The sequence below is a fragment of the Achromobacter sp. UMC71 genome (genome assembly GCF_014170305.1).
Classification (GTDB): domain Bacteria; phylum Pseudomonadota; class Gammaproteobacteria; order Burkholderiales; family Burkholderiaceae_B; genus Achromobacter.
In genome coordinates, this window is sequence record NZ_LZZT01000025.1 from 1 (window position 1) to 24,739 (window position 24,739).

Consider the following 24,739-nt stretch of genomic DNA (forward strand, 5'->3'; position numbering starts at 1 on the left):
GGTCTACGGCCCCGACGACCGCCCTGCCGCCCCCGTCGCCTTCGTCGCCGCCCTGCAGCACCTGCTGGCCATCCTGGTGCCCATCGTCACCCCCGGCCTGCTCATCTGCCAGGCCCTGGGCGTCAGCAGCCGCGACACCACCCTGATCGTGTCCATGTCGCTGGTCATCTCCGGCATCGCCACCTACGTCCAGTGCAAGCGCTTCGGCCCCCTGGGCGCCGGCCTGCTCATCGTGCAGGGCACCAGCTTCAACTTCGTCGGCCCGCTGATCGCCGGCGGCTCGGTGATGGTCAAGCAAGGCACCCCGGTCGAAGCCGTCATGGCAGCCATCTTCGGCGTCGTCATCGCCGGGTCCTTCGTGGAAATGGGCATCAGCCGCATCCTGCCCTTCGTCAAGCGCCTCATCACCCCGCTGGTCACCGGCATCGTCGTGCTGCTGATCGGCCTGACCCTCATCAAAGTCGGTCTCATCAGCATGGGCGGCGGTTTCGGCGCCATGGCCAGCGGCACCTTCGCCAGCGCCGAGAACCTGACGCTATCCGGTCTGGTGCTGGGCACCATCATCCTGCTCAACCGCGTACCGGTCGTCTGGATCCGCAGCACCGCCCTGGTCCTGGCCCTGGCCGTCGGCTACATCGCCGCCGCCTGCATGGGCCGCCTGGACTTCACCGGCGCCCGCGAAGCCGCGCTGTTCCAGATTCCCATGCCCCTGCACTTCGGCCTGGGCTTCTCGTGGGCCCTGTTCGTGCCCATGCTGATCATCTACCTGGTCACGTCCCTGGAAGCCATCGGCGACGTCACCGCCACCAGCAAGGTGTCCAAGCAGCCCGTCGAAGGCCCGCTGTGGATGCAGCGCATCAAGGGCGGCGTGCTGGTCAACGGCGCCAACTCGCTGCTGGCCGGCGTCTTCAATACGTTCCCCAGCTCGGTCTTCGCCCAGAACAACGGCGTCATCCAGCTCACCGGCATCGCCAGCCGCCACGTCGGCGTGTGGATCGCCGGCATGCTGATCCTGCTGGGCCTGTTCCCGTCGGTGGCCGGCGTGCTGCAAGCCGTGCCCGAACCCGTCCTGGGCGGCGCCGCCATGGTCATGTTCGGCGCCGTGGCCGCATCGGGCATCAACATCCTGGCCGGCATCCACCTGGACCGCCGCGCCCTGCTGATCATCGCCGTGTCCCTGGCCCTGGGCCTGGGCGTGTCGCAAGTGCCGGAAATCCTGTCGCACCTGCCGCATGCCGTGAAAAGCGTGCTGGAATCCGGCGTGGCCACCGGCGGCATCTGCGCGCTGGTGATGAACTGGTTCCTGCCTGAGAAGAAGTGAGTGGTGGCAGGCCGGGCTTGCGCCACGCCACGGCGCGCGGGGTCCGGCAGGCCACACACCAGGCCAAGCCGGCCCGCCTTGCCCGCGCCGGCCCGCCGCCTGACAATTTTTTCCAGACCGCATATAATCGCGGTCTTCGCTTCTCCCGCAGCCGTCTTCAAGTAGCACAGGACGCGTTCGCGACCCCCTTGCCCGGGTGGTGAAATTGGTAGACGCAGGGGACTCAAAATCCCCCGCCGCAAGGCGTGCCGGTTCGATTCCGGCCCCGGGCACCATCTAAAAATCTTCTGAAATTTCAATAGATTAGAAGGTTTTGCAGTACAAGCCCCGCACCGGGGGATTTCCCCAGAATTTTGGTCAGGTACAGTTTCGGTACAGTAATGCGGCGCTAGCCTCATACCGGAGTACACATGGCTACGATTGTTAAGACTTCCTCAGGCACTTGGAAAGCCCTCATTCGCAAGACCGGCTGGCCTGCCACGGCCAAGACATTCCGCACCAAGCGGGACGCCGAAGACTGGGCGCGCCGTACCGAAGATGAAATGGTACGCGGCGTATACATCCAGCGGGCTCCTGCCGAGCGCATGACGGTCGAAGCAGCGCTGACCCGCTACCTCAAGGAAGTCACGCCCACCAAGCGCGCCTCGACCCAAGTCGGCGAACACAAGAAAGCACAGGTCATCATCCGGCATCTTGGCAAGTATTCGCTAGCCGCCCTGAACGCCGAGATCGTGGCGCAGTTCCGTGACACTCGCCTGGCTGGCGACCCGGACAAGAATGGCAAGAAGCTACGCCCGCGCAGTAACAACACGGTACGCTTGGAACTAGCGCTGCTGGGCCACCTGTTCACTGTCGCCATCAAGGAATGGGGCATTGGGCTACCCTTCAATCCGGTGTCCAACATTCGCCGCCCGGCTCCCGGCTCGGGCCGCAACCGACGGTTGACCCAAGAAGAACAGAACCGCCTGCTGCAAGCCGTTGATAAGCACTCGAACCCGATGTTCGGCTGGATCGTGCGCATTGCCGTCCAGACCGGTATGCGGCTGTCCGAGATTGCGACGCTGCGTATTCGGCAAGTGGACATCGAGCGGCGCGTCGTGCGGCTGGAGCACACCAAGAACTCTTCGCCCCGCACCGTTCCTCTGACTGCCGAGGCAACGCGCGCGTTCACCGAGGCACTTGCCAACCCCGTGCGCCCAGCCGAAACCGAACTGGTGTTCTTCGGCGAACCCGGCCGGGATGGCATACGACGCCCCTACCTGTTCGACAAAGCGTGGACCGATGCCAAGCGAGCAGCGGGCCTTGAAGACTTCCGCTTTCATGACCTGCGGCACGAGGCTGTCAGCCGGTTCGTGGAAGCCGGCTTGAGTGATCAGGAGGTATCGGCCATCAGCGGCCACAAGTCGATGCAGATGCTCAAACGCTATACGCATCTTCGGGCGGAAGACCTGGTGCAGAAGCTGGACCGCATTGCGCGAAGCGCGCCGTCCGCTTCTAAAATCCGAACTGAAGCCGACCGCCATGCAGAGAACAACGCATAATCGCTCCACCGCGTTGCCATAATGAATAACTTATTGTCTTAACCTACGGAGGAAACTCGTTTTGCATACCGCTATCAAGATCGTCGCCATCAGCAGCCTTGCGCTTACCCTTGCAGCATGCGGCAGCGCCAAGGACGCCAACAAGAGCAACTTCAGCAAGGCCGTACAGGCGTACCTAGACACTCAGAAGGGCCTATGCGCTGCAATACCTGCAAAGGGCTTGCCGTTCACCCTGGCGAATCAAGACATGCTGGGTGGTCAGAACAAGAAGCGCGCCGATGCGCTGGTCGATGCCGGGCTGCTGACGAAGCGAGACACCGAAGTCAAGGCCATGTTCGGCAACAAGATGGAGCCGGCCACCGAGTACCAAGTCACTGACACCGGCAAGAAATTCCTCGTCGCCAATGGTGCCAACACGCTGGCTGGACAAGATGCCTTCTGCACCGGTAAGTACACCATCGTGGAAGTGGACAACTTCACTGAGCCCAGCGACACGATGGGCGTAAAGCTCTCGCGGGTGAACTACCGCTACAAGGTAGAGGGTGCAGATGACTGGGCTAAATCGGAAGGCATGCGTGCCAATTACAAGAATTTTGAGGAACAGACTCAGGGAGATATACAGGGCAAAGCGGCTGTCATCCTGACCAACGATGGGTGGATGCACGAACGCCTGTTCAAGCGCGGATAAACAGCGCTGAATCAGCGCCAAAACGAAAGGCCTTTCACTAATGCGTGAAGGGCTTTTTGCTTATGGAATATTGCATCAGTGGCCCGACATGCCCGGATGGTGCCTGTCATACTCTCGCATCCTGCGACGCAGCTACTCGATACATGGATTTTTCATTGGGCCGGGCCTACCCAAATCTCAAAAAAATGGCATAGCCAACCTAATGCCCCCGTGGTGGGTACACCAAGAAACGAGGAACGGAGTGACCCGCATCAGGCCATTCGGAACATTCATATTTTGTGGATGCGCCAGACAGCGCAATCGACTACATCGCAAATGCCGCCTTGATACTCACTTTATCAGGTGCTTGTTATCGTACAGCGAGACGGGGTAGAGCCAGTTTCTTTCCCGAACTGGTTAGGTTTCCACCATTCGCCTGTTTATCCTGCCGGAGTCCGGGGCGAGACCTGAGCATCAAGGGTGCAGATATGGGTTTAATGTCGTTGAATGGTTTTAAGCTGGTAGTGACAATGCTAGCCAGCCTTGCTAGGATGAGATTGCTACGTCTGGTTCCTAGCAGGTATCTGCAAGAATTAGAGTACCGAAGCCCTGTGATTCTGTCACGGGGCTTTTGTACATTTATCACCGGTCATTTTTAGACGTATGAAACGTCGGCAATGGAAAAAATCTAATTACCGTGATGGCAGTTTCAACGTATGCAGATCCAGCAACGTAAAGCGACCAGCATCCTGCCATCCCCCGGTATCAATGTAATAGACATTGCCGAGTTTCATGGGCTTGCGCAGGGTCATATGCCCATGAACCACCGCGCGTACGTTGCGAACTGGTTGGGCGTACTGCGCTCGATAACGGTCTATTGACCACAGGCAGGCATTTTCATCTTCTTGGCTGAAACCAGCGCCATGAATGGCGTTCCAATCGTCATAGGGGAAGTCGGCGTGAACCATTCCGATCAAGCCAAGCGGCGTTTCCACCTCGATAGCCAGCGGCAACGCACTCAAACGAGCCGCAATGCGCCCGCGAATATCGCTCACACACGCATCTAACCATTCGCCGCCGTGGGCACGGTGATCGAAGTCCGGAATCGGATTGCCCATTGCCCGTCGCAACGTCATCAGGTCATGATTCCCACAGATCGCATGAAACCATGGGCGTTCCAACCATTTCAGTACGTCTGGGGATTCAGGCCCCCTGTCCACCAAATCACCCACGGAAAACAATCTGTCCTTTTCGGGTGCGAACTTGACGGCGGCGAGCGCGGTATCGAGCCGGCCAAAATGACCGTGAATGTCACCCACGGCGAAATCACGACCATTAGTATTCAAGCGAAAGCGCTGGACTCGGACATTACCGACGTCATTCCTAATTTCCATGCAACTCCATAGCGACTCGTCCTGCATATCTCTCATGATACTTGGACTTTAGGGCTGCATGAAGCCAAAACGATGATCTAGCCACAATCAACCAAAGGTCCTGTTCAACGTGCGACGAAGCTTTCGTCGTTGGAAATTTTCCACAAAATTTTTCATACACAAACACGATTCCGGCGCTGAAAAGTAGCCATTCCGAAGCCCTTTCCTAAGTCGTTGATTTCCAAATTTATTTGATGCGACTCGAGCACTCGTGAAAATCCAATATGCCCTATCTTGGCATTTGACGATGCCCAATTTTGGCTTTCGCAGATACCCAATTTTGGCCTTTAGAATCAATCACTTAAGTACGTTTTTAGGTTGACATTTATGCTCCCACAGTAAAGACTCGTATTACCTACTGTGAACTTGTGAGGCATATGAATGACTACTGGAGAATACTTGTTGGGACGGTTTGGGCCGTTAATGAGCATCGTTGATGTTGCCACATTGCTAGGCCGATCTCCCGATGGCGTCCGCGTGGCGCTTTATGCAGACACTGAATTTTCGCGCAGGATGAAACCCGCGATGCTGAGGGTCGGCCGCCGCCTCTATTTCCGGACCTTGCAGGTCACGGAAGCACTGAGCCTGGAGCAACCTACAGACGACGAAACTATGCCTGCAGCGACATCGACGAAAGGGCCACGAGCATGAGTCGACAAAGAACCGTCAGCGACCAGATATGGCGCTCCACTCGCATGTCAGGCTTTACAGAAGAAGACAGATATGCGCTGCTCTACTTTCTGACTTCGCCATTCAGCAACGTCATCGGCGCGTATGAAGTTGTCATTCGGATTGCAGCTTCGGAAATGGGTTGGGACCCCGAATCACAACTGATGCCAGTGATGCGTCGTCTCATCGATGCCGGCATCTTGGATTTTGATCCTCAGGCGAATTACATCTGGGTCAAAGATTGGTGGGATCATCACTCAGCCAAGATGGCAGTGGCAACGACACTTAGGACAAAAACACTCGAACAGATTGAGGCACTACCTCATGGCTGGCGTGACGCATACGTGAGTGACTTTATCAATCGCCTGCCTGTCGGCGATCCCCTGCGCAGAACAGTGGCGAAAGCCCTCGCATACGGTCCATATAGGCTATCGACACCCTATGCAGAACCCGACGACGGTCGGATGTCCATTTCGGCATGCGCAAAGGATCTCCATAGAAATCAATCACTTAATGAAGGACATACGCTAGGGATAGCCTATCCCGAGGCTATGGACAGAGGCCCGGGTAACACTACTACTAACACTAACCTTATCTATAACCCTACTACTACGAGAGGCGACGACGGCCTGCATTACCCTAGAGCGCTCGTTACCGCTGAAAAGATGTCGATCCAAAACCTGCTGACCGACGTCCCATTAGCGGATGCGCAGGCGTTACTTGACGAACTGGAAGGGGCGATCAAGAAACCCGGGACCATCCAAAAATCAAAGGTCGCGTATTTCAAAGGACTCCTTAACAATCACCGCAAGGGTGGCTTCGTGCCGGCCGCAGGTATCCTGGTCGCAACAAGAAGGGAACATCAGACAGCGACCCATGATGCGTCGCGGGCATCGGATTCAGTGCAGCTCAGTAAGACTGAAACTCAAGCCCAGATTCAAAACCTCAAGGCTCAGTTGGGCATGCACACGAGGATGCCGAAATGAAAAACGACAAGGCCACCCTCAGTGTTCGACTCAATGGCGATCTAAAGCAGCGTTGGCAGGCGTTCTGCGCCCGCCAAGACACCAACCCCAGCGATGCACTGCGACAGGTGATCGTGCGGCTGCTCAACGGTGTGTCAGCGAGCGATTCGACCAAGCCGTCAGCGTATGAGCAACCGGACACCTCACGCCGCCGCATGGAAGTCCGCCTGACCGAAACGGAATATGCACGCGTCGAGACACTGGCCTTTCAGCAGGGCATGTCAGCCAATCGCTGGGTCATTCACCTGATACGCGCCAATCTCAGCGGCGAACCGCAGTTCGGCATGTCAGAACTGCGAACGCTGGGCGAATCGAATTCGAGGCTGCTTGCCATCGGCCGCAACCTTAACCAGATCGCCCGGCACATAAACGCAGGACGCACGCCGGAGACGGTAGTCACTGCCGAGCGTATCGACACACTGACCCGTCACATCAAAGCCCATACCGCGCGGGTGGCAGACATCATGCGCGCCAACATTGACCGCTGGAGGTTGGAATGAGTCGAGTCATTGATGGGATTCTGAAAGACTGGGGCGAACGCATCTATACCAAGCCCGTCACCAGCCAAGGGACAAAGCGCACAGTGACGCGGTCACGCACGTCGCCGCCGTCCAAGCCGCTACTGTTGACCGGTAGCGCTCGCGTTCGCGACAAGTTGATGCTGACCACCCGCAAAGCGCCCGAAGTCATGGTGAAGATCTCCGGTGGCGGCAAAGGCATCGCGCAGGTCAAAGCGCACCTCGACTACATATCGCGCAACGGCCTGGTAGAACTGGAGAACGAAGACGGCGAAATCATCCTTGGCCGTGAAGCGGTGCAGGACGTGCGCGACGAATGGAAAAGCGGCCAGTATGGCTTGCCTGACAACGGCACGCGCCGCGAAACGTTCAATATCGTGCTGTCCATGCCCCCTGGCACCGACCGGCGCGCAGTCAATGATGCCATCCGTGCATTCGCGAAAGCAGAGTTCGGCGACAACCATGCGTATGTCTTCGCCATTCATGACGATGAAGCGCATCCCCACGGCCACCTTTGCGTCAAGGCTCTGGGCATCGACGGCAGCCGGCTCAATCCGAGAAAAGCCGACCTGCAACGATGGAGAGAACGCTTCGCCGAAGCGCTGGGTGAACAAGGCATCGAGGCCAACGCCACACCGCGCAGGGCGCGGTCACACACGCGCGTTACCGTCAAGCAGGCGACGCGACATGCCGCCAAGCGTGGCAAGAGCACCAAAGCGACCGAGCGGGAACAGCGCAGGCGTTCCGGCGTTTCACGCGCCATCAGGAATGGCTACGGGCACATCGCAAAAGCCTTGGCCGCTGGTGACGACAAGGACAAATCGCTTGCCCTGAAAATTGTTCGGTTCCTCGATCCCACGCAGGACAGGAAGCTACAGGCTCCACAGCATAGCCAGAGCGACACCGAAGCGACCAAGGACGCTCAGCGACTGGATAAGACCCACCGTTCAGGCAAAGACAACCTGAGCCGTTAACTTGATTGCGCAAGAAGGACCATAAAGATGGCTTTACGCTACGACGCCCTGCAAGACTACTGCGATGATCCAGCGCGCACTGGTGACGTGCAGATCATCCTGTATGCGCACTACTGGAAGGGCTTTGCCTTGGCCGTACAGAACGGCACTACAGAGTATCCCGTCATGGATGACAAGGGCCGGCCGTTCCGATTCCGAACAGTAGAAATGGCACTGGCGGAGTTGGCGAATATCTCGTACCTGTCAGACCGCATCATCATTGACCGCAAGATGTGGTGGCCGTAGTCGGGAAGCTACTTTGCATTAACCGTAAGTACAATCAACTTCGGTTGTACTTTTAACTAATACGAACGCTGCAACCGCCCCAAGAACGCTTCGGCGTACCGGGTGCCGGCCCGAAAAGAAGGGCCTGACGCGGGGAGATAGGCCGCGTGACCGCACCGAAGAGTAGTGTGCTGACTGCCTCGGAAAAGTTGAGGATGACTGCCCCGGAAAAGCAGGGGATGACAACACGGTAGAGACGTGTCTTTGAAAGCCCCAAGAACACTGAACATGTGTGCTGGGCAAGAGCCTTAAATAAGCTCCCAATGACCGGCTGGAAAGACGGCCCAGCGTTCGCCATCAACCCTACTAAATGGAGTGGCGAACATGAAGAAATTATTAGCATCTTGCATTCTGGCCGTCGGCATTGCCGCGTCATCGGCTGCCTTCGCGCAAATCCCCGTGACGGATGGCGCTTCCATCGCCAAGAGCGTGGAAAACCAGATCGAAACGATGGCGAAGTGGAAGATGCAGTACGACCAGATGGTCAGCCAGATCGACCAGATGAAACAGCAATACGCTGCGGTCACCGGCGCACGCGGTATGGGCGAACTGTTCAACAACCCGCAACTGCGGGACTACCTGCCGCAAGACTGGCAAGGCGTCTACGATTCCGTCAAATCAAGTGGCTATGCCGGCCTGAGCGGGCGCGCTGAGTCCATCTACAACGACAACCAGGTGTATGACGCATGCACCGGCTTTGCCCTGACAGAGCAGCGCACGAACTGCGAAGCCCAAGCCGTCAAAGGTGCTCAGGATAAAGCCTTCGCGCTAGACGCCTACGACGCGGCGAAGAACCGCCTCAGCCAAATCGACCAGTTGATGCGGCAAATCAACCAGACCCAGGACCCGAAGGCTATCGCTGAACTGCAAGGCCGCATCGCCGCCGAGCAAGCCATGATTCAGAACGAGCAGACCAAGCTACAGATGTACCAAATGGTCGCGGCAGCCGAAGACCGCCTACAGCAACAACGGCAGAAGGAGATCAACGCAAAGATTGTTGATCAACGGGACTACCCCACCCTTCAAGTCTTCAACCCGCTTGCTCGCTAAGGAGGAAATCATGGCACCGTTCTACGCAATAACACTGGTCGTGGTCGTATTACTTTGCTTTCCCATCTATCGTTTTTGGGCTTGTGCTCGCCGCTTAAGTCCCGAGCATTACCGAGAGCTTATACGGCGTGCTCCGCTGATGAGAACCCTAGATGCCATTGCATTCCTCATGGCTGCGTTCACGGCCTACTACGCAGCTATGGGATTGTGGGGATTCACGCTCCCACCCCTTGACGACGAACCCTTGCCGGCATGGATGAATATCCTGCTATCGGCGGTTACGAGCGTTGGCTGCTTCGGCGTCATTTGGACAAACGCGCCAAATCGCTTCACGGACCCGACATGGGGTGGCATGCGCGAAAGCGTCGTGCGAACCCTTGCAGCGCTACGCATTATTGAGGCCGCCGAGGTGGCCCACGCACTCAACATCATCAACACACGTGAGGCGCACAAATGAAAAACACCATCTTCCCTTTCCTTGTCGTTCTCACACTCGCAGCTTGCAGTGATAACACCCCGGTTCAAACTGTCGATTGGTACAAGGCGCATGACCCCGAACGCAAGGCAATGATCGCGAAATGCGAAGCTAATCCAGGCGAGCTCGCCGCCTCCGCCAATTGCATCAATGCCAAGACCGCAGAGAACCACCTAGCCGTCGATAAGCGTGGCTATTTCGACCTTTCGCCTATTAATCCATTGAAGGGAGGCCAATAGTATGAAATTTGCGCTTTTTCAATGGGTAGGTGACAGTCTGGATTCCATGCTGAACTCCTTTATTTCGGGAACAGCATCTAATGTGATTTTCGGATTTCAGATGCTGATGCTAACGGGAGTCACCCTGTATATCACCATGACCGGTTACGCGATCAGCATGGGGGCAGTGGAGGCTCCGTTCCGGACGTTCCTCAAGCAATGCGTGAAGATCATCATCATCGCGACATTTTGCATGACGGCAGACTCCTATACGGCGACCATTGTGTCTGCCATTCAGGGACTGGAAACGGGTCTGGCCGACATCATGTCTACGTCCAACGCTCAGGCTATGAATATCTATCAAGTGCTCGACAACTCAGCCGACAAAGGGCTAAATGTCGCCTATGACATGCTCGGCAAGGTTGCGAAACGGGAGTTTTACGAAATCGGCCATATGGCCTGGGATACCGTGAACGCGCTATTAATGTCCGTCGCGGTATTTTTAGTTCACCTGCCGGCCGCAGGTACGATTATTTTGGCGAAACTATTTTTAGGTGTGATGCTCGGAATTGGCCCAGTTTTTATTGCTGCATTGATGTTCCCGATCACCGCAAAATGGTTCGACAAGTGGTTTCAACAGGTAATGACATACATATTGGAGATTGCCATTTCCATGGTTGTCGTGTCAGTAGGAATGGGCCTATTCAAAACACTCTACGACAAGTTGATTGGGACAAATACAGATATTCCTATAAATTCTTTCTTCTATATCATCATGCTGGCAGCTCTAATCTTCTTTGCTCATAGGAAGACGAGCGGCTTGGGTGCTCAACTAGCGGGGGGTCTCGCCTTTGAAGCCGTTACGCTCAGAAGCATGGCACAGGGCATGGGTAATGTGGTGAATCCCAAGACAACGCGTCGCGATATGCAGTCTGGCATGATGGTCACTGCGGGCCGCAGTAACCACATGATTGCAGGCAACACCATGTGGAACCCGGCCTATCGTCAACACGTCTTGCAGAACATGGGCAAGCACTGGGGACCGGCAACCGGTGGTTCAGTCAACGGCAAGTGACGTGCGTGTTGGCATCCGCATAGGCCTTGCCATCAGCAAGGCCTTTTCATTTATCGCCGCGCATACTCCGCGCTTCGCTTGGGCAACCCCTTCGGTTGCATCCCGCGTCCGTTCTTGCCGGACTGGCTGCGGGGGCAGGCCCGGCGGCCTTGCCTTGTTCCTACCCCCTGCCGACAGGCTGCATGGCCTCAGACGCGTCAAGGGTGAAGGCTACGCCCGGCATCCTCACCGTTCCCTACGCCTTGCTTCGGGCTGCGGCCTCCGGTCCCGCCCTTGACACCTCTTCCAGCCGGAGAATCACCAGCTTCGACCTCATACCGGCTTTTGATAGCACGGATGACGGGTCAAGGGGTTGGTGCGGCCCGCAGCCTTATGGGCGAGGACACGGCCCCTTGACGCGGCAGGAGTGACAACACGCTGCGCCCGGGGGAGGTGTTCAGGGCCGTCGGCCCGTAACCCCTGCCCCCGAGGCTCCCGCCGGCGAGGGTGGAGAGTCCAGAGAGGCAAAGCCTCTTTGGGAAGTGGCCTCGTTCGCAAATACCCGAGATAGCCGTCAATCGGGGAAATCTATTGGTTGGCAGAAAAACAAGACAATTTCTGCGCAAGGTCTTTTCTGTCGGCCTTGCCTCAAAGCCACAAAAAAATCCCACGTCTTGTAATATAGCGTTACCTAAAGCACGGGAGGCAACCATGGCTGAGAACGGTACGCATGAAACAGGGCTAAGCAAAACGTTATCCGATGTCGAGCGTGGTCGGCGTGAAGTGGCCGTTGATTACGCATGCGCATCTGTCAGCTTGGAGGGATTCTCGCTCAGCGCTTCATCAATGGAGAAATCGACCTCAACGAGTTTGTGACGCGGTGTGATGCCTTAGCGCACCTAAAAGCTTAGTCATGACGAAGAAACTTGAGGTGGTTGAGACTAGTGCAGGATAGGCTGTCGCCGGGTTTTGCATTACATGTGCATGCCAGTGTTTAGATAAGGTGGAAGTTCTGTAAAGACGCTGACTCAGAATCGTCTGCTGTCGGCCAGATTGAGACAGTCAAGTAATCAATGAAATCGCTCATTTTCATTGATATAGATTTGAAGGATTCTGCGCGGTGAAAATCAGAAAAATAAAGATCACGAACTTTCGGGGCGTGAAAGAGCTTGACTGGAGCCTTCCCAACGCCGACATATTCTGCCTGATTGGGAAAGGGGATTCTTCAAAATCCACCATTATTGAGGCCATCAGGTATGCCTTCTATCCTCAGTGGAACCTGACCCTAAGTGACGCCGATTTCTACCAGTGCAAGGTAGCCAACTCTATCATCATAGAAATCACCATTGGAGCCTTGACCGAAGCCTTCTGCGCCTTGGACAAATACGGTCAGTACCTCCGTGGCTGGGATTCCGCAGCCCTCAAGCTCACCGACGAGCCGGAAGACCACCTGGAGAGTGTCCTGACCGTGCGGCTTACGGTCGACAAAGATCTTGAGCCTAAGTGGATGGTTGTCTGTGATCGTCACCCTGACGGTGTTCAGTTCAAGCAGGGCGATAGGAACAAGGTCAGTGTCGGCCTCATTGGTGCCTATAGCGAGAAACAGTTTTCATGGGCTACAGGCACGGCGTTGGCGAAGCTCACTGAGGCCCAAAGTCTGAACGAGTTGCTGGCAACGGCCTCTCGCACGGCCAGAGCCTCTTTGGATGCGAACCGACCTGTCACTCTCAAGAACTTCGATGCTGCGGCTGAGAAGTCTCAAGACATCGCAAAGCTGTTGGGTGTGCCTGTATCGGAGGCTTACAAGGCTCATCTCGATCTGGCCTCTATCAACCTCAAGGTTGGCGGGCTGGTTCTCCATGACGGCGACATTCCTCTTCGTCAGCTAGGTCTGGGGTCACGGCGAATGCTGCTGTGCGGCATTCAGAAAATGGGCCTGGAAGAAGGACACATCACTTTGTTTGACGAGGTGGAGTTCGGCTTGGAACCACACCGAATCACTAGGCTCATCAAACACGTGCGAGAAGACAAGAAAGGCCAATACTTCCTCACCACGCACTCGCCTACAGTTCTGCGGGAACTGACGGTCAATGACCTGTACATCGTTCACAGCAAGGCAGGAACCGTACGGGTCACTCCCGCTTACTGTGAAGGGTTGGCTGCTCACGAGGCGCAAGGAAGAATTCGTTCTAGTGCCGAGGCGTTCTTGTCGAAGAAGGTTGTGGTCTGTGAGGGAGCTACCGAGGTCGGGTTCATGAGGGGCTATGACGACTATCAGGTTGGCAAGGGCAACGATCCATTCTCCTATCACGGCGTGTCTTTGCTGAATGCAGGTGGGGCGAGCAAGATTAAAGCTCTGGCAGAGGCTTTCAAGCTTCTCGGTTATGACGTCTGCGTTGTAGCTGACGGGGATGCAGAGAAACAGTTTTCTCCTGCTCATGAGGCTGAGTTGAGAGACAAGGGCATTTCGGTCCACGTATGGACCGACAAGCTCTCATTGGAGCAAAGAGCATTTCAGGACTTGCCGTGGATCAGCGTGATTTCGAGTGTGCAACTCGCCCAAACTGTTCCCAGTCTGTCTGTCTACGACAACGTGCGCTCTTGGTATAAGAAGCCACTTGATGAGGACGTTATCAAGTGGGAAGACAGCCCTGAGCTGAGGCTTGCTATCGGAAATGCAGCGAAAAGCAGCGACTGGTTTAAGGACATTACCCGTGGCGATTCGTGGATGCAGACTATCAGCCCTGCGTTCGATGACGCAGATTTCTCAAAGAAGGACATGGCCGCGAAGCTCGCCCAGCTTTGGGCTTGGGCAGAGCGTGTCTGAGGAACTGGCTCTCAAGCTCAACGACTTCACTACCAAGGGGTATGTGATAGCGCCGGCCGGCTATGGAAAGACACACCTTATCGCCATGGCGGTGAAAGCGGCTAGCAAGCGGCAGCTCGTGTTGACTCACACCTTTGCGGGTGTGAACTCCATCAGGGCCAAGATGAACAATCTTGGTGTGCCTGCTTCGAAGTACCATATTGACACGATTGCGAGCTGGTCCCTTCGGCTCTGTCTCGCCTACCCGAAGACTTCGGCGTGGAAAGCAGAGCACCCTACGGGTAAGCAGTGGAACAAGCTCTACGAGTGCTGTTCAGAGCTGCTTAGGAAGCAGTTCATTCGCCGCGTTGTCGCAGCCACTTATGCCGGCGTCTACGTGGACGAGTACCAGGACTGCTCCGATCTGCAGCATTCCCTAGTCTGTTCGTTTGCTGAGTTCATGCCGTGCCGAATTCTAGGCGATCCTATGCAGGCCATCTTTGACTTCGGTGGCGACGAAGGCAAGCCCGTTGATTGGACGGTAAGTGTCTATCCGGCCTTCACTTGCCTTGGTCAGCTAGAGACTCCATGGCGCTGGAAAACGACTGGAGATCCGACCCTTGGAGCTTGGCTCAAGAAGGCGAGAGAGACACTAAAACAGGGGCAGAAGATCAATATTTCAAACGGCCTGCCTGCATGTGTGAAACGTGTTCCCACCACCCCAGAATTCTTGGCGTCAAAGCAGTACTCCTCACTGATGGATTTGTTGGACCATCAGGAGAGTGTGATTGCCCTTCATTGCGGCGACCAGCAGTCCAAGAACAAGACCCATCTCTTGGCAAGAACCATGGGTGGACGGTTTTCTTCCATTGAAGAAGTTGAAGGCAAAGACCTTCACTCGTTCATCAGGAGACTGGTTTCAGCCAAGACACCCCAGCAAAGCTTTCTTCTGGCTTTGGATTTTTCCAAGAAGTGCTTCACCGGAGTGGGCGAGATCTTGACCGCCGGCACTAAGAGAGGCGAGGTCGCGAAGCAGAGCAAAGGAACCAAATATCCCTTGGTTCTTCATGCTGCGAATATCTACCTCAAAGAACCGACAAGTGCGCACCTTAGAGCTTTCTTCTTGGCGCTGAAAGCGAATCCCGATACATCAGCCTACCGGCGCGACTTGCTGTATCGCTTCTTCAATATCTTGAAAATTCACATTGACGGGGGAGCGGCGACATTGACGGAGGCAGCAAAATTGTACCAACGAGACATGAGGCACACGGGGCGACCGATCAGCCACCGCAAGCTCATCGGCACAACTCTACTGGTCAAGGGGTTGGAATACGACCATGCAGTCATCCTTGACGCTGACACACTGGACGCCAAGGATCTGTACGTTGCAATGACCCGTGGGTCCAAGTCATTGACGATCATTAGTTCCAAACACGAATTGCCTGTGAAGTAGCGGACGTTTAAATCCTGTTTGTACGCCAGCGGGCTTTCCTAAACGAACTTAGGCTTTTGGCCGCTAGCAGCAGGAAAGAGTAGGCACGCAAAAAGTGGCTATTTTCTTTACATTGGAATAGGGTCTGTAGCTGCGATCCAATCTGGAGGAATTTCCATTTCTCTGCCAGATTTACCCGTGTCTTCCATAAAAAGATTTAAGTGCTCTTTGTGCTGTTTTATTGCCCATGCCAAGCTCTGGAACTCAAATGCAACCCGCAGAAATGATTGCGTTGATACCCTAAACCCCCCGTCCAAAATATTTCCTGTGGCTGAAATTTGAGCATACCAATGCTCGTCCTGCAGGAAAATTATATGCAGACCATTTTTCTTAAATCTTCTCTTTATGACCTGGAAGTCTAAAAGAACCACTATGCTTAAATTTCCGTTGATGAAATTGTAGATATGCTCGGGATTTAGCGAAAGATGAAAAGGTGTATAGGGATGCCAATTCATTACTCTTTTATATTCGTTTAAATTGAGTATATGAATGTACTTTGAAGATATCTGGTCAAAAATTTCTTGCTTGAATTTTGTTATAGCTAGATAGTGAATTCCACTCTCTGGTGAAATATGGCTAGTGCCTTCTTCATAGGACTTACTTATGCAATCATTGATAGCTCGTAAGTGATACTGTTCTTTTCCTATGTGTTCGCGTCTTATTACAGGACCTACGCCTCGGAAGTTTTCAGCCTCATCTTTGATGAAAAATCCATTTAGCTCATCTATTTTCTTAAGTTGCCTCTCCCCTCTTTTGTCAAGTTTATTTGATGTTTTTACTTCAATAGGATAGGGGTCATTATGACCTAGTAGGCATACATCGCCATGCCTTAGCGTATTTGTAAGGTCGCAAAGCACTGCAGGCACATTATTTTGAGCCGCCGCTTTTAGAAGCATTATTTCCGCTTTGATGCCTTCCTTTCCGGAAATAAATCCGGCAGTTTCCTTTACATGATAATTTTCATCGTAAAGAAAGTGCTTTATTGCATATTTATCACAAAAATGAAATGCGATGCTATCTCCATACATCTTCCATATATAAATTATATACTTATAGCCCTCTATTTTTTCATCAAATCTCTTTATAAGCCCTGTTATTTCTTTCGACCGCTCTTTGGTTGGTCTATCATTTGCTTTCTCAAGACGCAGTTTTCTAATTACTTCTTTTGTGAGAATAATTGATTTTTCTGCCTCTTTAATTTTTTTCAAAAGCAACAATTGAAAATCTACGATTGCTCCTGTCGGCAAATTCTTTCGTGTCTTGATAATGTGAAGCATCATTGTTAATTGCTCAAGGCTCTTCTTGTATCTACCGACCATTATCATCCCCCCCCCCAAAAAAGCATGCTGCAAAACGTGTCATGAACTTACCACAAAGGCCGGCAGCCGTGCGGCTTGCGGCAGCCTTTAATAGCCCCGCAACAGGCGGCGAAATCTCGCCGGATCCAAAGCTCCGTTCACCCAAAAAATAATTTTGATCTTATTTTAATCGTGGTGGAAAGATAACGCGGCGTTATTCTCGAAACACCGAGCTAAAAAAGCTGCTTACCGCCACCCCATCCTTTTCTGTGCTAATGAACAGATTGGAAGCGCGACAGAAAAGCTAGATTGCGCAGGTTTGGTGACCGCTTTGGGTCGAGGCTGTGTGAAAACACAAAAATCTATCAACGTCTCAGCAAGTTGGTCAGTAGATTGCGGATGAAGCCCTATTTCAGCAGCTTTTGGGAATAAGAGCGGTCTCACCTCTTTGGTGGCGTTTCTGAGCGCTTTGATGCCCTGATTTCACACCTAAAAAGGGCTCACCCACCCACCAGACGCATTGCAGCCATTGTCTTGTCAAACCCAAGAATGCAAAGTACTCGCTTGAGGTTGTAGGCCAGTACATTCAAGCTCATCTCGGTACTGACGTTGCGCAGCCGCTTGGTCAAAAAGTGCGTGTATCCCATCCAATTCTTGAGCGTGCCAAACACGTGCTCGACTGTCCTTCTTCTGACCATCATGGCGTCGGGCATTTGCTCCAAGCGCTGTTGTGCGCGCTCCAGCACATCTTCGTGCTCCCACCGACTGATGCGGCGGTAGTCACTGGGTGTGCATTGGGATTTCATCATGCATTGCGTGCAAGCACTGCTCCAGTAGCGTCGTATCTGCAGTCCATTCTCTTCGCGCGTGAAGCGGTAGGTAGCACGTTGTCCAGCAGGGCATTGGTACTCATCCTCGCTCTGGATGTAGACGAAATCTGAACGGTCAAAGCGCCCTTGGGCTCGTGCACCTGATGTGTTGGGTTTGGGAAGAATGGCTGCAACGCCTGTGTCTTCACACGCTTTGATCTGCTCGCCGCTGTAGTAGCCACGATCCGCAATGGATTGCAGCTTGCGCTTTCCCATCGCCTTGCGTGCAGCCAGCGCCATTGATGCCAGAGCACTTCTGTCATGCCCCAGGTTGGTAACTTCCTGAGCAACGATGAGGTGATGTTTGGCATCCACCGCCACCTGAACGTTATAAGCCACCATGCCCGAGCCACGGCCACTGGTTGCCATGGAGCGCGCATCAGGGTCTGTCATTGATAGCTGCTTCTCAGGCAGTTCTTTGAGCTGCCCCTTCACTTGCTCGAGCACTTGCATTTGTTTGCGGAGCATGGCGATCTTGTCTTGGAGTCGCGCGGTACGTGCTTCAAGTTCCACAGGCTGCGTGCGATCTGCCGTATCCAGGGCCGCCAGATAGCGCTGAATACTTTCTTCGATCTGCTGCTGACGCTTGTCTATCTTTCCCAAGGTAAAGTTTTTGTCACGCGCGTTGACGGCCTTGAACTTACTACCGTCAATTGCAACCAGCGCCTTGCTGAACAGCTTCAAATCACGGCAGAGCACCACAAATCGTCGGCACACATTGCGGATGCCCGGGCCGTTGTCCCGACGAAAGTCAGCAATCGTTTTAAAGTCAGGCGCCAAGCGTCCCGTGAGCCACATCAGCTCAACATTGCGCTGAGCCTCTCGCTCCAGGCGACGACTGGATTGGATGCGATTGAGGTATCCGTAGATGTAGACCTTGAGCAGCACTGCGGGGCGGTATGCCGGGCGCCCTGTGGCTGCTGGCGTTGATCCATCAAAGCCAAGTGAGAGCAGGTCCAGCTCTTCAACGAACGCATCGACAATGCGCACAGGGTTGTCTTCGCCCACAAAGTCATCGAGACATTCTGGCAGCAAGGTCACTTGCTCGCGGCTCTGGCCTTCAATGAATCTCTTCATAGGTCACCTCGCTCAAAACGGGTGCCGTGATTTTAATTTCTGAAGCGCCTTCAACCAAGCGTTTTCACACAGCCTCGGTCGGAAGAGGTCTGCTGGCTCGACGTACTTTCCGCCCAGGTTACGGCCAACTTCAGTAAACCATGCTAAGAATCTGCCCCGGGTCCTACGTAGGGCGCGCGTCCATACGCCGTCCAATCGTCACATTCCTCGCGGCGTCTCAGCCTCTCGAATTCCGATTTCCCCGGTTCCGATAATGCCGCGATTTCGACATCTGGGCGGCCGGAGCCGGAGGCCGCCCGTTGGCGGGCGGCAGTGACGAGGTTCAGCGATCGCAGTTGTAAAAAGGTTGCCGCCTTCTTGACCCAGGGAATCTGGCGCATCCGTACCTGCCGAAGCTCAACAAGGACGTCACGGTTCGAAAAGATCATATGCAGTAATTCCCAATCCCAACAATTGACCAAATGTGGACTTCCGTCCACGCCTCCATCCTGGCATTGCGCCGCGAGCATGGAAAAAAGGACGTTCATCTCGTCCGGTAGCAAAGCGGTGCTTGAAGATAGACGAGCCAGGGCAAAGACCTTAGCGTTTAGGTACTCCCGCAGTCGCCGAGTCGGGCGCGAGCAGCACGTGCGTCAAAGTTTCAAGCGAATACGGTTTCTGCATCACCGGAAACGGGACGACCTCTTGGCCACTGATTGCGTCACTGTACCCGCTGGCGAGTACCACCCGTATGTCAGGCCATTGCGCTCGAATACGGCGACCCAATTCAACGCCATTCACACCAGGCAGGACGACGTCGAGGATCGCGATGTCACAGCCCCCCTTCCCTCCGTCAGATGCGCCAGCGCAGCCTCCGCGTCGAGAAGCCAGGTCGCATCTTGGCCCATGTCCTTTAACATCGAGACCACCACCTCGCCCACCGGCTCATGCACTCGCACGTCGTTACTCTCGACGAACTCGGGTATCTGCCATTCAGCCAAGCCGGCGGCGCGCTGCTGTTCCACCTCATCAGCAAGCTCTACGAGCACACAAGCCTCATCATCACCACCAATCTCAGCTTCGCTGAATGGGCAAACATATTTGGGGACGCAAAAATGACGACTGCTTTGCTCGACCGACTCACCCACCACTGCCACATCGTCGAGACCGGCAACGACAGCTACCGATTCAAAAACAGCAGCACACAGCCCAAAAAGGAGCGTAAAACAGCCGAATCTGTAGCAACCCTGACCCAATCAAATTAGGGCTGGGTCAGTTTTCGATGCAAACGCTGGGTCAGTTTGGGACTTCACTGCGTTGTGTGGGTTGGCAGGAGACGACCAAGATGAGCGTTGATGCGGTTAAATGTGCGCATGAACGACTCAAATCTCTACGCAAAGATTTTGGGCTTGCGCAAGCCGTGGCGAGTATTGACCATTACGGTCAGCGAGGCTTTGAAGACCATCACAGTGTTCATCGGGCCGGAGCCAGGCAGCCGGTTACGCTGCCCGCATTGCCGGCAGATCTGCCCCGGCTACGACAGTCGAGCACGTCGCTGGCGGCACTTGGATACCTGCGAGTATCAGACCTGGATAGAGGCCGATGTTCCGCGGGTGCAATGTCCTGAGCATGGTTGTGTGCAGGTCGGCATCGCCTGGGCCGGCAGCCATAGCCGATACACCAAGAAGTTCGAGATGATGGTGCTGGACTGGTTGCGCGAGACGACCATCCTCGCGGTCAGCCGCCGTCTGGGGTTAAGTTGGAGCGCGATTGACGGCATTCTGCGTCGGGCGGTAACCCGGGGCATAGATCGGCGCCGAGTCGCCAACGATGCCCATATTTGCGTCGATGAGGTCGCGTTTGCCAAGGGGCGGGATTACGTGACGATCGTTTCGTCGGCGCAGCGTGTGCTGGCGGTGGAAGACGGACGGGCTGCCGAAAGTCTGCGCCGTTACTTCAAAGTTCTGGGGCGCAAACGCTGCGAACGGCTTGAGTCCGTGTCAATGGACATGAGCGGGGCGTACATCAAAGCCGCGCTCGACAGCTTGCCCGATGCGCGAGAGAAGGTGGCGTTCGATCACTTCCACGTAGCCAAGGCGCTCAGTGAGGCAGTGGACAACACCCGCAAAAGCGAACTACACCGGGTTGACTATGGTCTGCGCCGGGAAATCCATCGCAGTCGCTACGACTGGCTGCGACGCGGCACACACCTGTCAGATTTTGGCCGCGAGCGGATGCAAGCGCTGTCAGTCAGCCTACTGGATACGGCTATGGTCTGGATGCTCAAGGAAAAGGCGCGCGAGATCTGGCATACAGGCTACCACCCGAGACAATCAGCCAAAACGTGGCAAGTGTGGATCCAGGCGGCTCGCCAAACGGGCATCACAGCATTGCGCGGCGTGGCCAACCAGATCGAGGCGCGGCTCTGGGGCATCCTCAACGCCATGCGGCTCAGGGTATCCAATGCCAGAGCCGAAGCCCTAAACAGCCAGATCCGGGCGATGCGCGTGAAGGCAAGGGGTTATCGCAACAAAGCGCGGTTCATGCTTGGCATTCTGTTCCACTATGGCAAGCTGAATATGGCTCACTAACATTTTTAATGTAGATCAGCGTCTACACACGAAGAAACCTACGATTAGCATTCCGATTAAGGTTCCGCCTATAGCCAGCGCTGCGCGCTCAGCACGCTCGGAACCGTGAAAATACAAAATGCATGAGGCCGCAGCGGTAACGGCAATTAGAAGGCCTAGGATAAATGGGCGCCAATTGTTCCGAAACGCACAGCACACCCCGCGCAAGGCAAATCTAAGTTTGCTCATGGGCTTCTGCGAAAAGAAATGGCCGGGATTTGATTCTGCCAAACATTCCGCCAGTGGAACAGTCTTTTCCGGTGGCGAGTCTAATCGCAAAAATTCAGATTTACTGCGGGGGAACCTACCTTTGGGTAGATCAGAGATGAATATCTCACGCGACCGAGTTTTTACAGAGGCCGCTGCGCCAATCGTGGCAATGAGAACTAGGCTTTTATGCCCAAGATCTCAATTCTGATTCCCCCATTCGCCCTATTAACTCGTTCTTGGGAGCTAATCCGAAGACCCACACAGATGGGTGAAGACCCGTCAGTTTTCAGTGCAAACCAACAGACACTCTAGTGATGCCCCCCCGAGGCGTCCAATTTAAAAGATTGAATCCACTATCTGCATCCTCGATAGGCACGTTGCATGAGGAGCACCCCATAGAGAAAAGGCACGACCATCCAGGAAGACGGCATCTAGTCCAGTGACGCTGCTGGCACGATCCCGGACACCGCTGCCGCGCCCGCCTTCGGCCGGCTGCCGAAAGCATCTCCCCTGCGGCCGAGTCGTTGATACCTCCATGAGGCAAATTTCCATTCGCTTGTCCGCAAGAGATTGAACTGCTTCAACGCAGCCACGGTCAACTGTGCGCGTTTGCGAGAAAGCTTGATTCCAACACCTAGGACCTCTTAGACGGTTCGCGCGACAACGAGCTTTATCTGTACACATAAGACAAAGCTGGGAACGATCACCCCGCCTAGGGATTTCCCTAAGACTTCGCTAGAACAGCAGAGTTTCGAGCAAAGAAACCCGGAGCAGACCTAAAAGACCGCTTTGCACACGTTCAATTTTCGGATTAATCTAATCACAAAATACATTAGAGGATCCGATGGAGACACAACCGAATCAACGGTGGCGCTCGGGAGCCGTCCTATACACCGGCTGTAGAAGCTCTACCGCTCGACAGGGCCGAGGCAGGGGTATCGGGGTATTCGCCCTCGCCGGCCCACGCCAGTTGGCTCCGTTGGGCGAGCAGGCAACGCCGGAAAATCCGTCCTATCTAGCATTTGGCCTCAGCGGTCGCGTGCTTTATGCCGCGCATGGCGATGGCACGACGGTCAGCGCATACCAGGTAGCGGAGGACGGCGGGCTAGCACCTATCGGCCTGAGGGACTGCGGCGGCAGAAATCCCGTGCATCTGCTGGTAAGCCGATCAGGACGCTGGATGATGGTGGCGAACTACGCCACCGGAACCCTCAGCGCGTTGCCCATTCTTGCCGACGGCGCATTGGGGCCCGTTGCGTCGTCGCTCGCCTTGCCCGGAGACGCCGGGCCGCATCGCACGCAGCAAACGGGTGCTCACCCGCACCAGCTTGTCTACCACCCTGCGAGCGACTGGATCGCGGTGCCGGACAAAGGCACGGACGCCATCCATACCGTGCGCATCGACGAGGCAACTGGCGCATTGCAATGGCAAGGCAACGCGCGCCTACCCGCCGGCAGCGGCCCTCGCCACCTCGTTTTCAGCCCCGACGGCGCCACTGCATGGATCACGCTGGAACTGTCCAGCCAGGTTCTTGCCGCCGCCGTATGCCCCGACAGCGGCACGTTCACCCCCACGCAGCGGTTATCGACCCTGCCGGACACCTACACGGGCGACAACACCGCCGCCGGCATTGTGTTGCTGTCCGATGACCGCCTGTTTGTTTCCAACCGAGGCCACGGCAGCGTCGTTGCGTTCAGCGTCCAAGGGGGCCGAATGACGTCCCCACGCTGGTACCTCACGCATGGCACGATTCCTCGCTTCATTACGGCGACGCCTGATCAGCAGCGCCTGTGGGTCGCCAACGAAGACAGCGATGTCATCGAGTGCCTGGATGGTGCAGGCCCGCTTCAACCGATCGTTCATACCGGCAGCCCAGTCTGCATCGTATTCAAGCCCGGAGTTTCAGCATGACCCAGCCCCCCCTTCCCCGCCAAGCCCCAATCCGTGCCACCTACATGCGCGGCGGCACCAGCAAAGGCGTGTTTTTCACGCTTGACGACCTTCCTGCCTGCGCACGCCGCCCCGGCGCGCTCCGCGACGCGCTGATGCTGCGCGTGAGCGGCAGCCCGGACCCATATGGCAAGCAGATCGACGGTATGGGCGCCGCCACATCGAGCACCAGCAAAGTCGTGATCGTCAGCCGCAGCGAGCGCGACGACTGCGATGTGGACTACCTGTTCGGCGCCGTCGCCATCGAAGATGCGGTAGTGGACTGGAGCGGCAATTGCGGCAACCTCAGCTCGGCCGTCGGCCCGTTCGCAATCCAGCGCGGGCTAGTCGATGCCCCAGCCGAGGGCTGGGCGACTGTTCGCATCTGGCAAGCGAATATCCAGAAGCGAATCGTGGCGCACGTTCCCGTCAGTGGAGGCCAGGTGGTGGAACTGGGTGACTTCACGCTGGACGGCGTGACGTTCCCCGCGGCGCAAGTCAAGCTCGAGTTCCTGGATCCCGGCGCCGATGACGATAGCGAAGGCGGCGCCATGTTTCCCACGGGCAACCGTATTGATACCTTGCGAGTGCCCGGGGTTGGCGATGTACAGGCAACGCTGATCAACGCCGGTAACCCGACGATCTTCGTCGCTGCCTCGGCGCTCGGTTTGCAGGGCAACGAATTGCAGCAGGACGTCAACAACAACGCCGAACTGTTGGCCCGCTGCGAAGCGATCCGTGCACATGCCACGGTTGCGATGGGCCTGGCCGCCAGCGCTCAGGAAGCGACCGAGAAGCGCCCGCATACACCCAAACTTGCCTTCGTCGCCAAGCCCACCGGCTACATCGCGTCCGATGGCAAACCCGTCGATACCGCATCCATCGACATCTGCGCGCGAATTCTATCGATGGGCAAGCTGCACCACGCCATGACAGGCACCGGCGCCGTCGCTATCGCGGTTGCCGCGTCGATTCCCGGCACTCAGGTGTCCGAACTGCTGGACAACGCCGCCCGTTCGGAGATCCGCTTCGGGCATCCATCCGGCACCTTGGCGGTCGGCGCGCAGGCAGTGCAGCGCGACGGCGAGTGGGTGGTCGAAAAAGCCCAGATGAGCCGGTCGGCGCGTCGCCTGATGGACGGCCAGGTCTACGTGCCCGCATCCCTTGTTCTGTAATTAC

At 55.6% G+C, this 24,739-nt stretch carries 20 protein-coding genes, 1 tRNA gene and 1 pseudogene; 18 read left to right on the plus strand and 4 right to left on the minus strand.

Annotation, left to right across the window (positions count from 1 at the left end):
• The 4 genes from A9974_RS12075 to A9974_RS12090 all read left to right on the plus strand — a co-directional run.
• Nucleotides 1-1,321, plus strand: a 1,321-nt coding sequence (locus A9974_RS12075; RefSeq protein ID WP_183004332.1) for a nucleobase:cation symporter-2 family protein, incomplete at its 5' end; no start/stop codon positions are given.
• Between the two features lie 190 nt (nt 1,322-1,511).
• Nucleotides 1,512-1,596 (plus strand) — tRNA-Leu (locus tag A9974_RS12080).
• A gap of 135 nt (nt 1,597-1,731) precedes the next feature.
• A complete protein-coding gene (locus tag A9974_RS12085; RefSeq protein ID WP_183004333.1) occupies nt 1,732-2,862 on the plus strand; it encodes a site-specific integrase in 1,131 nt (376 codons plus the stop codon).
• Nucleotides 2,863-2,923: 61 nt separating this feature from the next.
• On the plus strand, nt 2,924-3,550 hold the full coding sequence (locus A9974_RS12090; protein ID WP_183004334.1) for a hypothetical protein: 627 nt from the start codon (nt 2,924-2,926) through the stop codon (nt 3,548-3,550).
• A gap of 671 nt (nt 3,551-4,221) precedes the next feature.
• On the opposite strand, the gene A9974_RS12095 is transcribed toward A9974_RS12090, so the two are convergent.
• Nucleotides 4,222-4,923, minus strand: coding sequence for a metallophosphoesterase (locus A9974_RS12095; RefSeq protein ID WP_183004335.1), 702 nt, complete (start codon nt 4,921-4,923; stop codon nt 4,222-4,224).
• 734 nt (nt 4,924-5,657) lie between these two features.
• Here A9974_RS12095 and A9974_RS12100 point away from each other — a divergent pair.
• The 10 genes from A9974_RS12100 to A9974_RS12145 all read left to right on the plus strand — a co-directional run bounded on the left by A9974_RS12100 (nt 5,658) and on the right by A9974_RS12145 (nt 15,528).
• Complete coding sequence (locus tag A9974_RS12100) at nt 5,658-6,617, plus strand: hypothetical protein (protein WP_255468143.1); 960 nt, start codon at nt 5,658-5,660, stop codon at nt 6,615-6,617.
• Nucleotides 6,614-7,156, plus strand: coding sequence for a plasmid mobilization relaxosome protein MobC (locus A9974_RS12105; RefSeq protein ID WP_183004337.1), 543 nt, complete (start codon nt 6,614-6,616; stop codon nt 7,154-7,156). The genes A9974_RS12100 and A9974_RS12105 overlap by 4 nt, the downstream gene beginning before the upstream one ends.
• On the plus strand, nt 7,153-8,148 hold the full coding sequence (locus tag A9974_RS12110) for a relaxase/mobilization nuclease domain-containing protein (RefSeq protein WP_183004338.1): 996 nt from the start codon (nt 7,153-7,155) through the stop codon (nt 8,146-8,148). Before A9974_RS12105 ends, A9974_RS12110 begins: the two co-directional genes overlap by 4 nt.
• Nucleotides 8,149-8,175: 27 nt before the next feature.
• Nucleotides 8,176-8,433, plus strand: a complete 258-nt coding sequence (locus A9974_RS12115) for a hypothetical protein (RefSeq protein WP_183004339.1) — start codon at nt 8,176-8,178, stop codon at nt 8,431-8,433.
• Nucleotides 8,434-8,796: 363 nt separating this feature from the next.
• Complete coding sequence (gene virB5, locus A9974_RS12120; protein WP_183004340.1) at nt 8,797-9,522, plus strand: P-type DNA transfer protein VirB5; 726 nt, start codon at nt 8,797-8,799, stop codon at nt 9,520-9,522.
• A 10-nt stretch (nt 9,523-9,532) separates the two neighbouring features.
• Nucleotides 9,533-9,979, plus strand: a complete 447-nt coding sequence (locus A9974_RS12125) for a hypothetical protein (protein ID WP_183004341.1) — start codon at nt 9,533-9,535, stop codon at nt 9,977-9,979.
• The gene (locus A9974_RS12130) at nt 9,976-10,236 is read left to right on the plus strand and encodes an EexN family lipoprotein (protein WP_183004342.1); all 261 of its coding nucleotides are present in this window, start codon (nt 9,976-9,978) and stop codon (nt 10,234-10,236) included. Before A9974_RS12125 ends, A9974_RS12130 begins: the two co-directional genes overlap by 4 nt.
• Before the next feature lies 1 nt (nt 10,237).
• Nucleotides 10,238-11,290 carry a type IV secretion system protein gene (locus A9974_RS12135; RefSeq protein ID WP_183004343.1) on the plus strand — a complete coding sequence of 351 codons (1,053 nt, stop codon included), beginning with the start codon at nt 10,238-10,240 and terminating at the stop codon, nt 11,288-11,290.
• Nucleotides 11,291-12,389: 1,099 nt separating this feature from the next.
• Entirely contained in the window at nt 12,390-14,096 is a 1,707-nt protein-coding gene (locus tag A9974_RS12140; RefSeq protein WP_183004344.1) for an AAA family ATPase, read from the plus strand.
• A complete protein-coding gene (locus A9974_RS12145) occupies nt 14,089-15,528 on the plus strand; it encodes a UvrD-helicase domain-containing protein (RefSeq protein WP_183004345.1) in 1,440 nt (479 codons plus the stop codon). The genes A9974_RS12140 and A9974_RS12145 overlap by 8 nt, the downstream gene beginning before the upstream one ends.
• A gap of 107 nt (nt 15,529-15,635) precedes the next feature.
• On the opposite strand, the gene A9974_RS12150 is transcribed toward A9974_RS12145, so the two are convergent.
• The 3 genes from A9974_RS12150 to A9974_RS29655 form a co-directional block, all read right to left on the minus strand.
• Nucleotides 15,636-16,847, minus strand: a complete 1,212-nt coding sequence (locus A9974_RS12150) for a hypothetical protein (RefSeq protein ID WP_183004346.1) — start codon at nt 16,845-16,847, stop codon at nt 15,636-15,638.
• Nucleotides 16,848-17,365: 518 nt separating this feature from the next.
• Nucleotides 17,366-18,811 (minus strand): IS1182 family transposase, encoded by a 1,446-nt coding sequence (locus tag A9974_RS12155; RefSeq protein WP_183004347.1) that lies wholly within the window; start codon nt 18,809-18,811, stop codon nt 17,366-17,368.
• Between the two features lie 579 nt (nt 18,812-19,390).
• Nucleotides 19,391-19,681 (minus strand): response regulator, encoded by a 291-nt coding sequence (locus A9974_RS29655; RefSeq protein WP_370539627.1) that lies wholly within the window; start codon nt 19,679-19,681, stop codon nt 19,391-19,393.
• A gap of 38 nt (nt 19,682-19,719) precedes the next feature.
• On the opposite strand from A9974_RS29655, the pseudogene A9974_RS12165 reads away from it, so the two are divergent.
• From A9974_RS12165 to prpF, 4 genes and pseudogenes are all read left to right on the plus strand, one after another.
• Nucleotides 19,720-20,055 (plus strand): annotated as a pseudogene (locus A9974_RS12165) (ATP-binding protein); the annotation flags it as partial.
• Between the two features lie 108 nt (nt 20,056-20,163).
• Complete coding sequence (locus tag A9974_RS12170) at nt 20,164-21,381, plus strand: ISL3 family transposase (protein WP_155865383.1); 1,218 nt, start codon at nt 20,164-20,166, stop codon at nt 21,379-21,381.
• 1,093 nt (nt 21,382-22,474) lie between these two features.
• Nucleotides 22,475-23,542: a lactonase family protein gene (locus tag A9974_RS12175; RefSeq protein WP_183004348.1), complete on the plus strand. Its 1,068-nt coding sequence runs from the start codon at nt 22,475-22,477 to the stop codon at nt 23,540-23,542.
• A complete protein-coding gene (gene prpF / locus A9974_RS12180) occupies nt 23,539-24,735 on the plus strand; it encodes a 2-methylaconitate cis-trans isomerase PrpF (protein ID WP_183004349.1) in 1,197 nt (398 codons plus the stop codon). The genes A9974_RS12175 and prpF overlap by 4 nt, the downstream gene beginning before the upstream one ends.
• Nucleotides 24,736-24,739 lie beyond the last annotated feature (4 nt).

What these genes read in the sequence shown, in the direction of transcription:
- A9974_RS12085 (WP_183004333.1), top strand. Translation starts at nt 1,732, where the DNA reads ATGGCTACGATTGTTAAGACTTCCTCAGGCACTTGGAAAGCCCTCATT.
- A9974_RS12095 (WP_183004335.1), bottom strand. Translation starts at nt 4,923, where the DNA reads ATGGAAATTAGGAATGACGTCGGTAATGTCCGAGTCCAGCGCTTTCGC.
- A9974_RS12100 (WP_255468143.1), top strand. Translation starts at nt 5,658, where the DNA reads ATGTCAGGCTTTACAGAAGAAGACAGATATGCGCTGCTCTACTTTCTG.
- A9974_RS12105 (WP_183004337.1), top strand. Translation starts at nt 6,614, where the DNA reads ATGAAAAACGACAAGGCCACCCTCAGTGTTCGACTCAATGGCGATCTA.
- A9974_RS12110 (WP_183004338.1), top strand. Translation starts at nt 7,153, where the DNA reads ATGAGTCGAGTCATTGATGGGATTCTGAAAGACTGGGGCGAACGCATC.
- A9974_RS12115 (WP_183004339.1), top strand. Translation starts at nt 8,176, where the DNA reads ATGGCTTTACGCTACGACGCCCTGCAAGACTACTGCGATGATCCAGCG.
- virB5 (WP_183004340.1), top strand. Translation starts at nt 8,797, where the DNA reads ATGAAGAAATTATTAGCATCTTGCATTCTGGCCGTCGGCATTGCCGCG.
- A9974_RS12125 (WP_183004341.1), top strand. Translation starts at nt 9,533, where the DNA reads ATGGCACCGTTCTACGCAATAACACTGGTCGTGGTCGTATTACTTTGC.
- A9974_RS12130 (WP_183004342.1), top strand. Translation starts at nt 9,976, where the DNA reads ATGAAAAACACCATCTTCCCTTTCCTTGTCGTTCTCACACTCGCAGCT.
- A9974_RS12135 (WP_183004343.1), top strand. Translation starts at nt 10,238, where the DNA reads ATGAAATTTGCGCTTTTTCAATGGGTAGGTGACAGTCTGGATTCCATG.
- A9974_RS12150 (WP_183004346.1), bottom strand. Translation starts at nt 16,847, where the DNA reads ATGATGCTTCACATTATCAAGACACGAAAGAATTTGCCGACAGGAGCA.
- A9974_RS12155 (WP_183004347.1), bottom strand. Translation starts at nt 18,811, where the DNA reads ATGAAGAGATTCATTGAAGGCCAGAGCCGCGAGCAAGTGACCTTGCTG.
- A9974_RS12170 (WP_155865383.1), top strand. Translation starts at nt 20,164, where the DNA reads ATGAACGACTCAAATCTCTACGCAAAGATTTTGGGCTTGCGCAAGCCG.
- A9974_RS12175 (WP_183004348.1), top strand. Translation starts at nt 22,475, where the DNA reads ATGGAGACACAACCGAATCAACGGTGGCGCTCGGGAGCCGTCCTATAC.
- prpF (WP_183004349.1), top strand. Translation starts at nt 23,539, where the DNA reads ATGACCCAGCCCCCCCTTCCCCGCCAAGCCCCAATCCGTGCCACCTAC.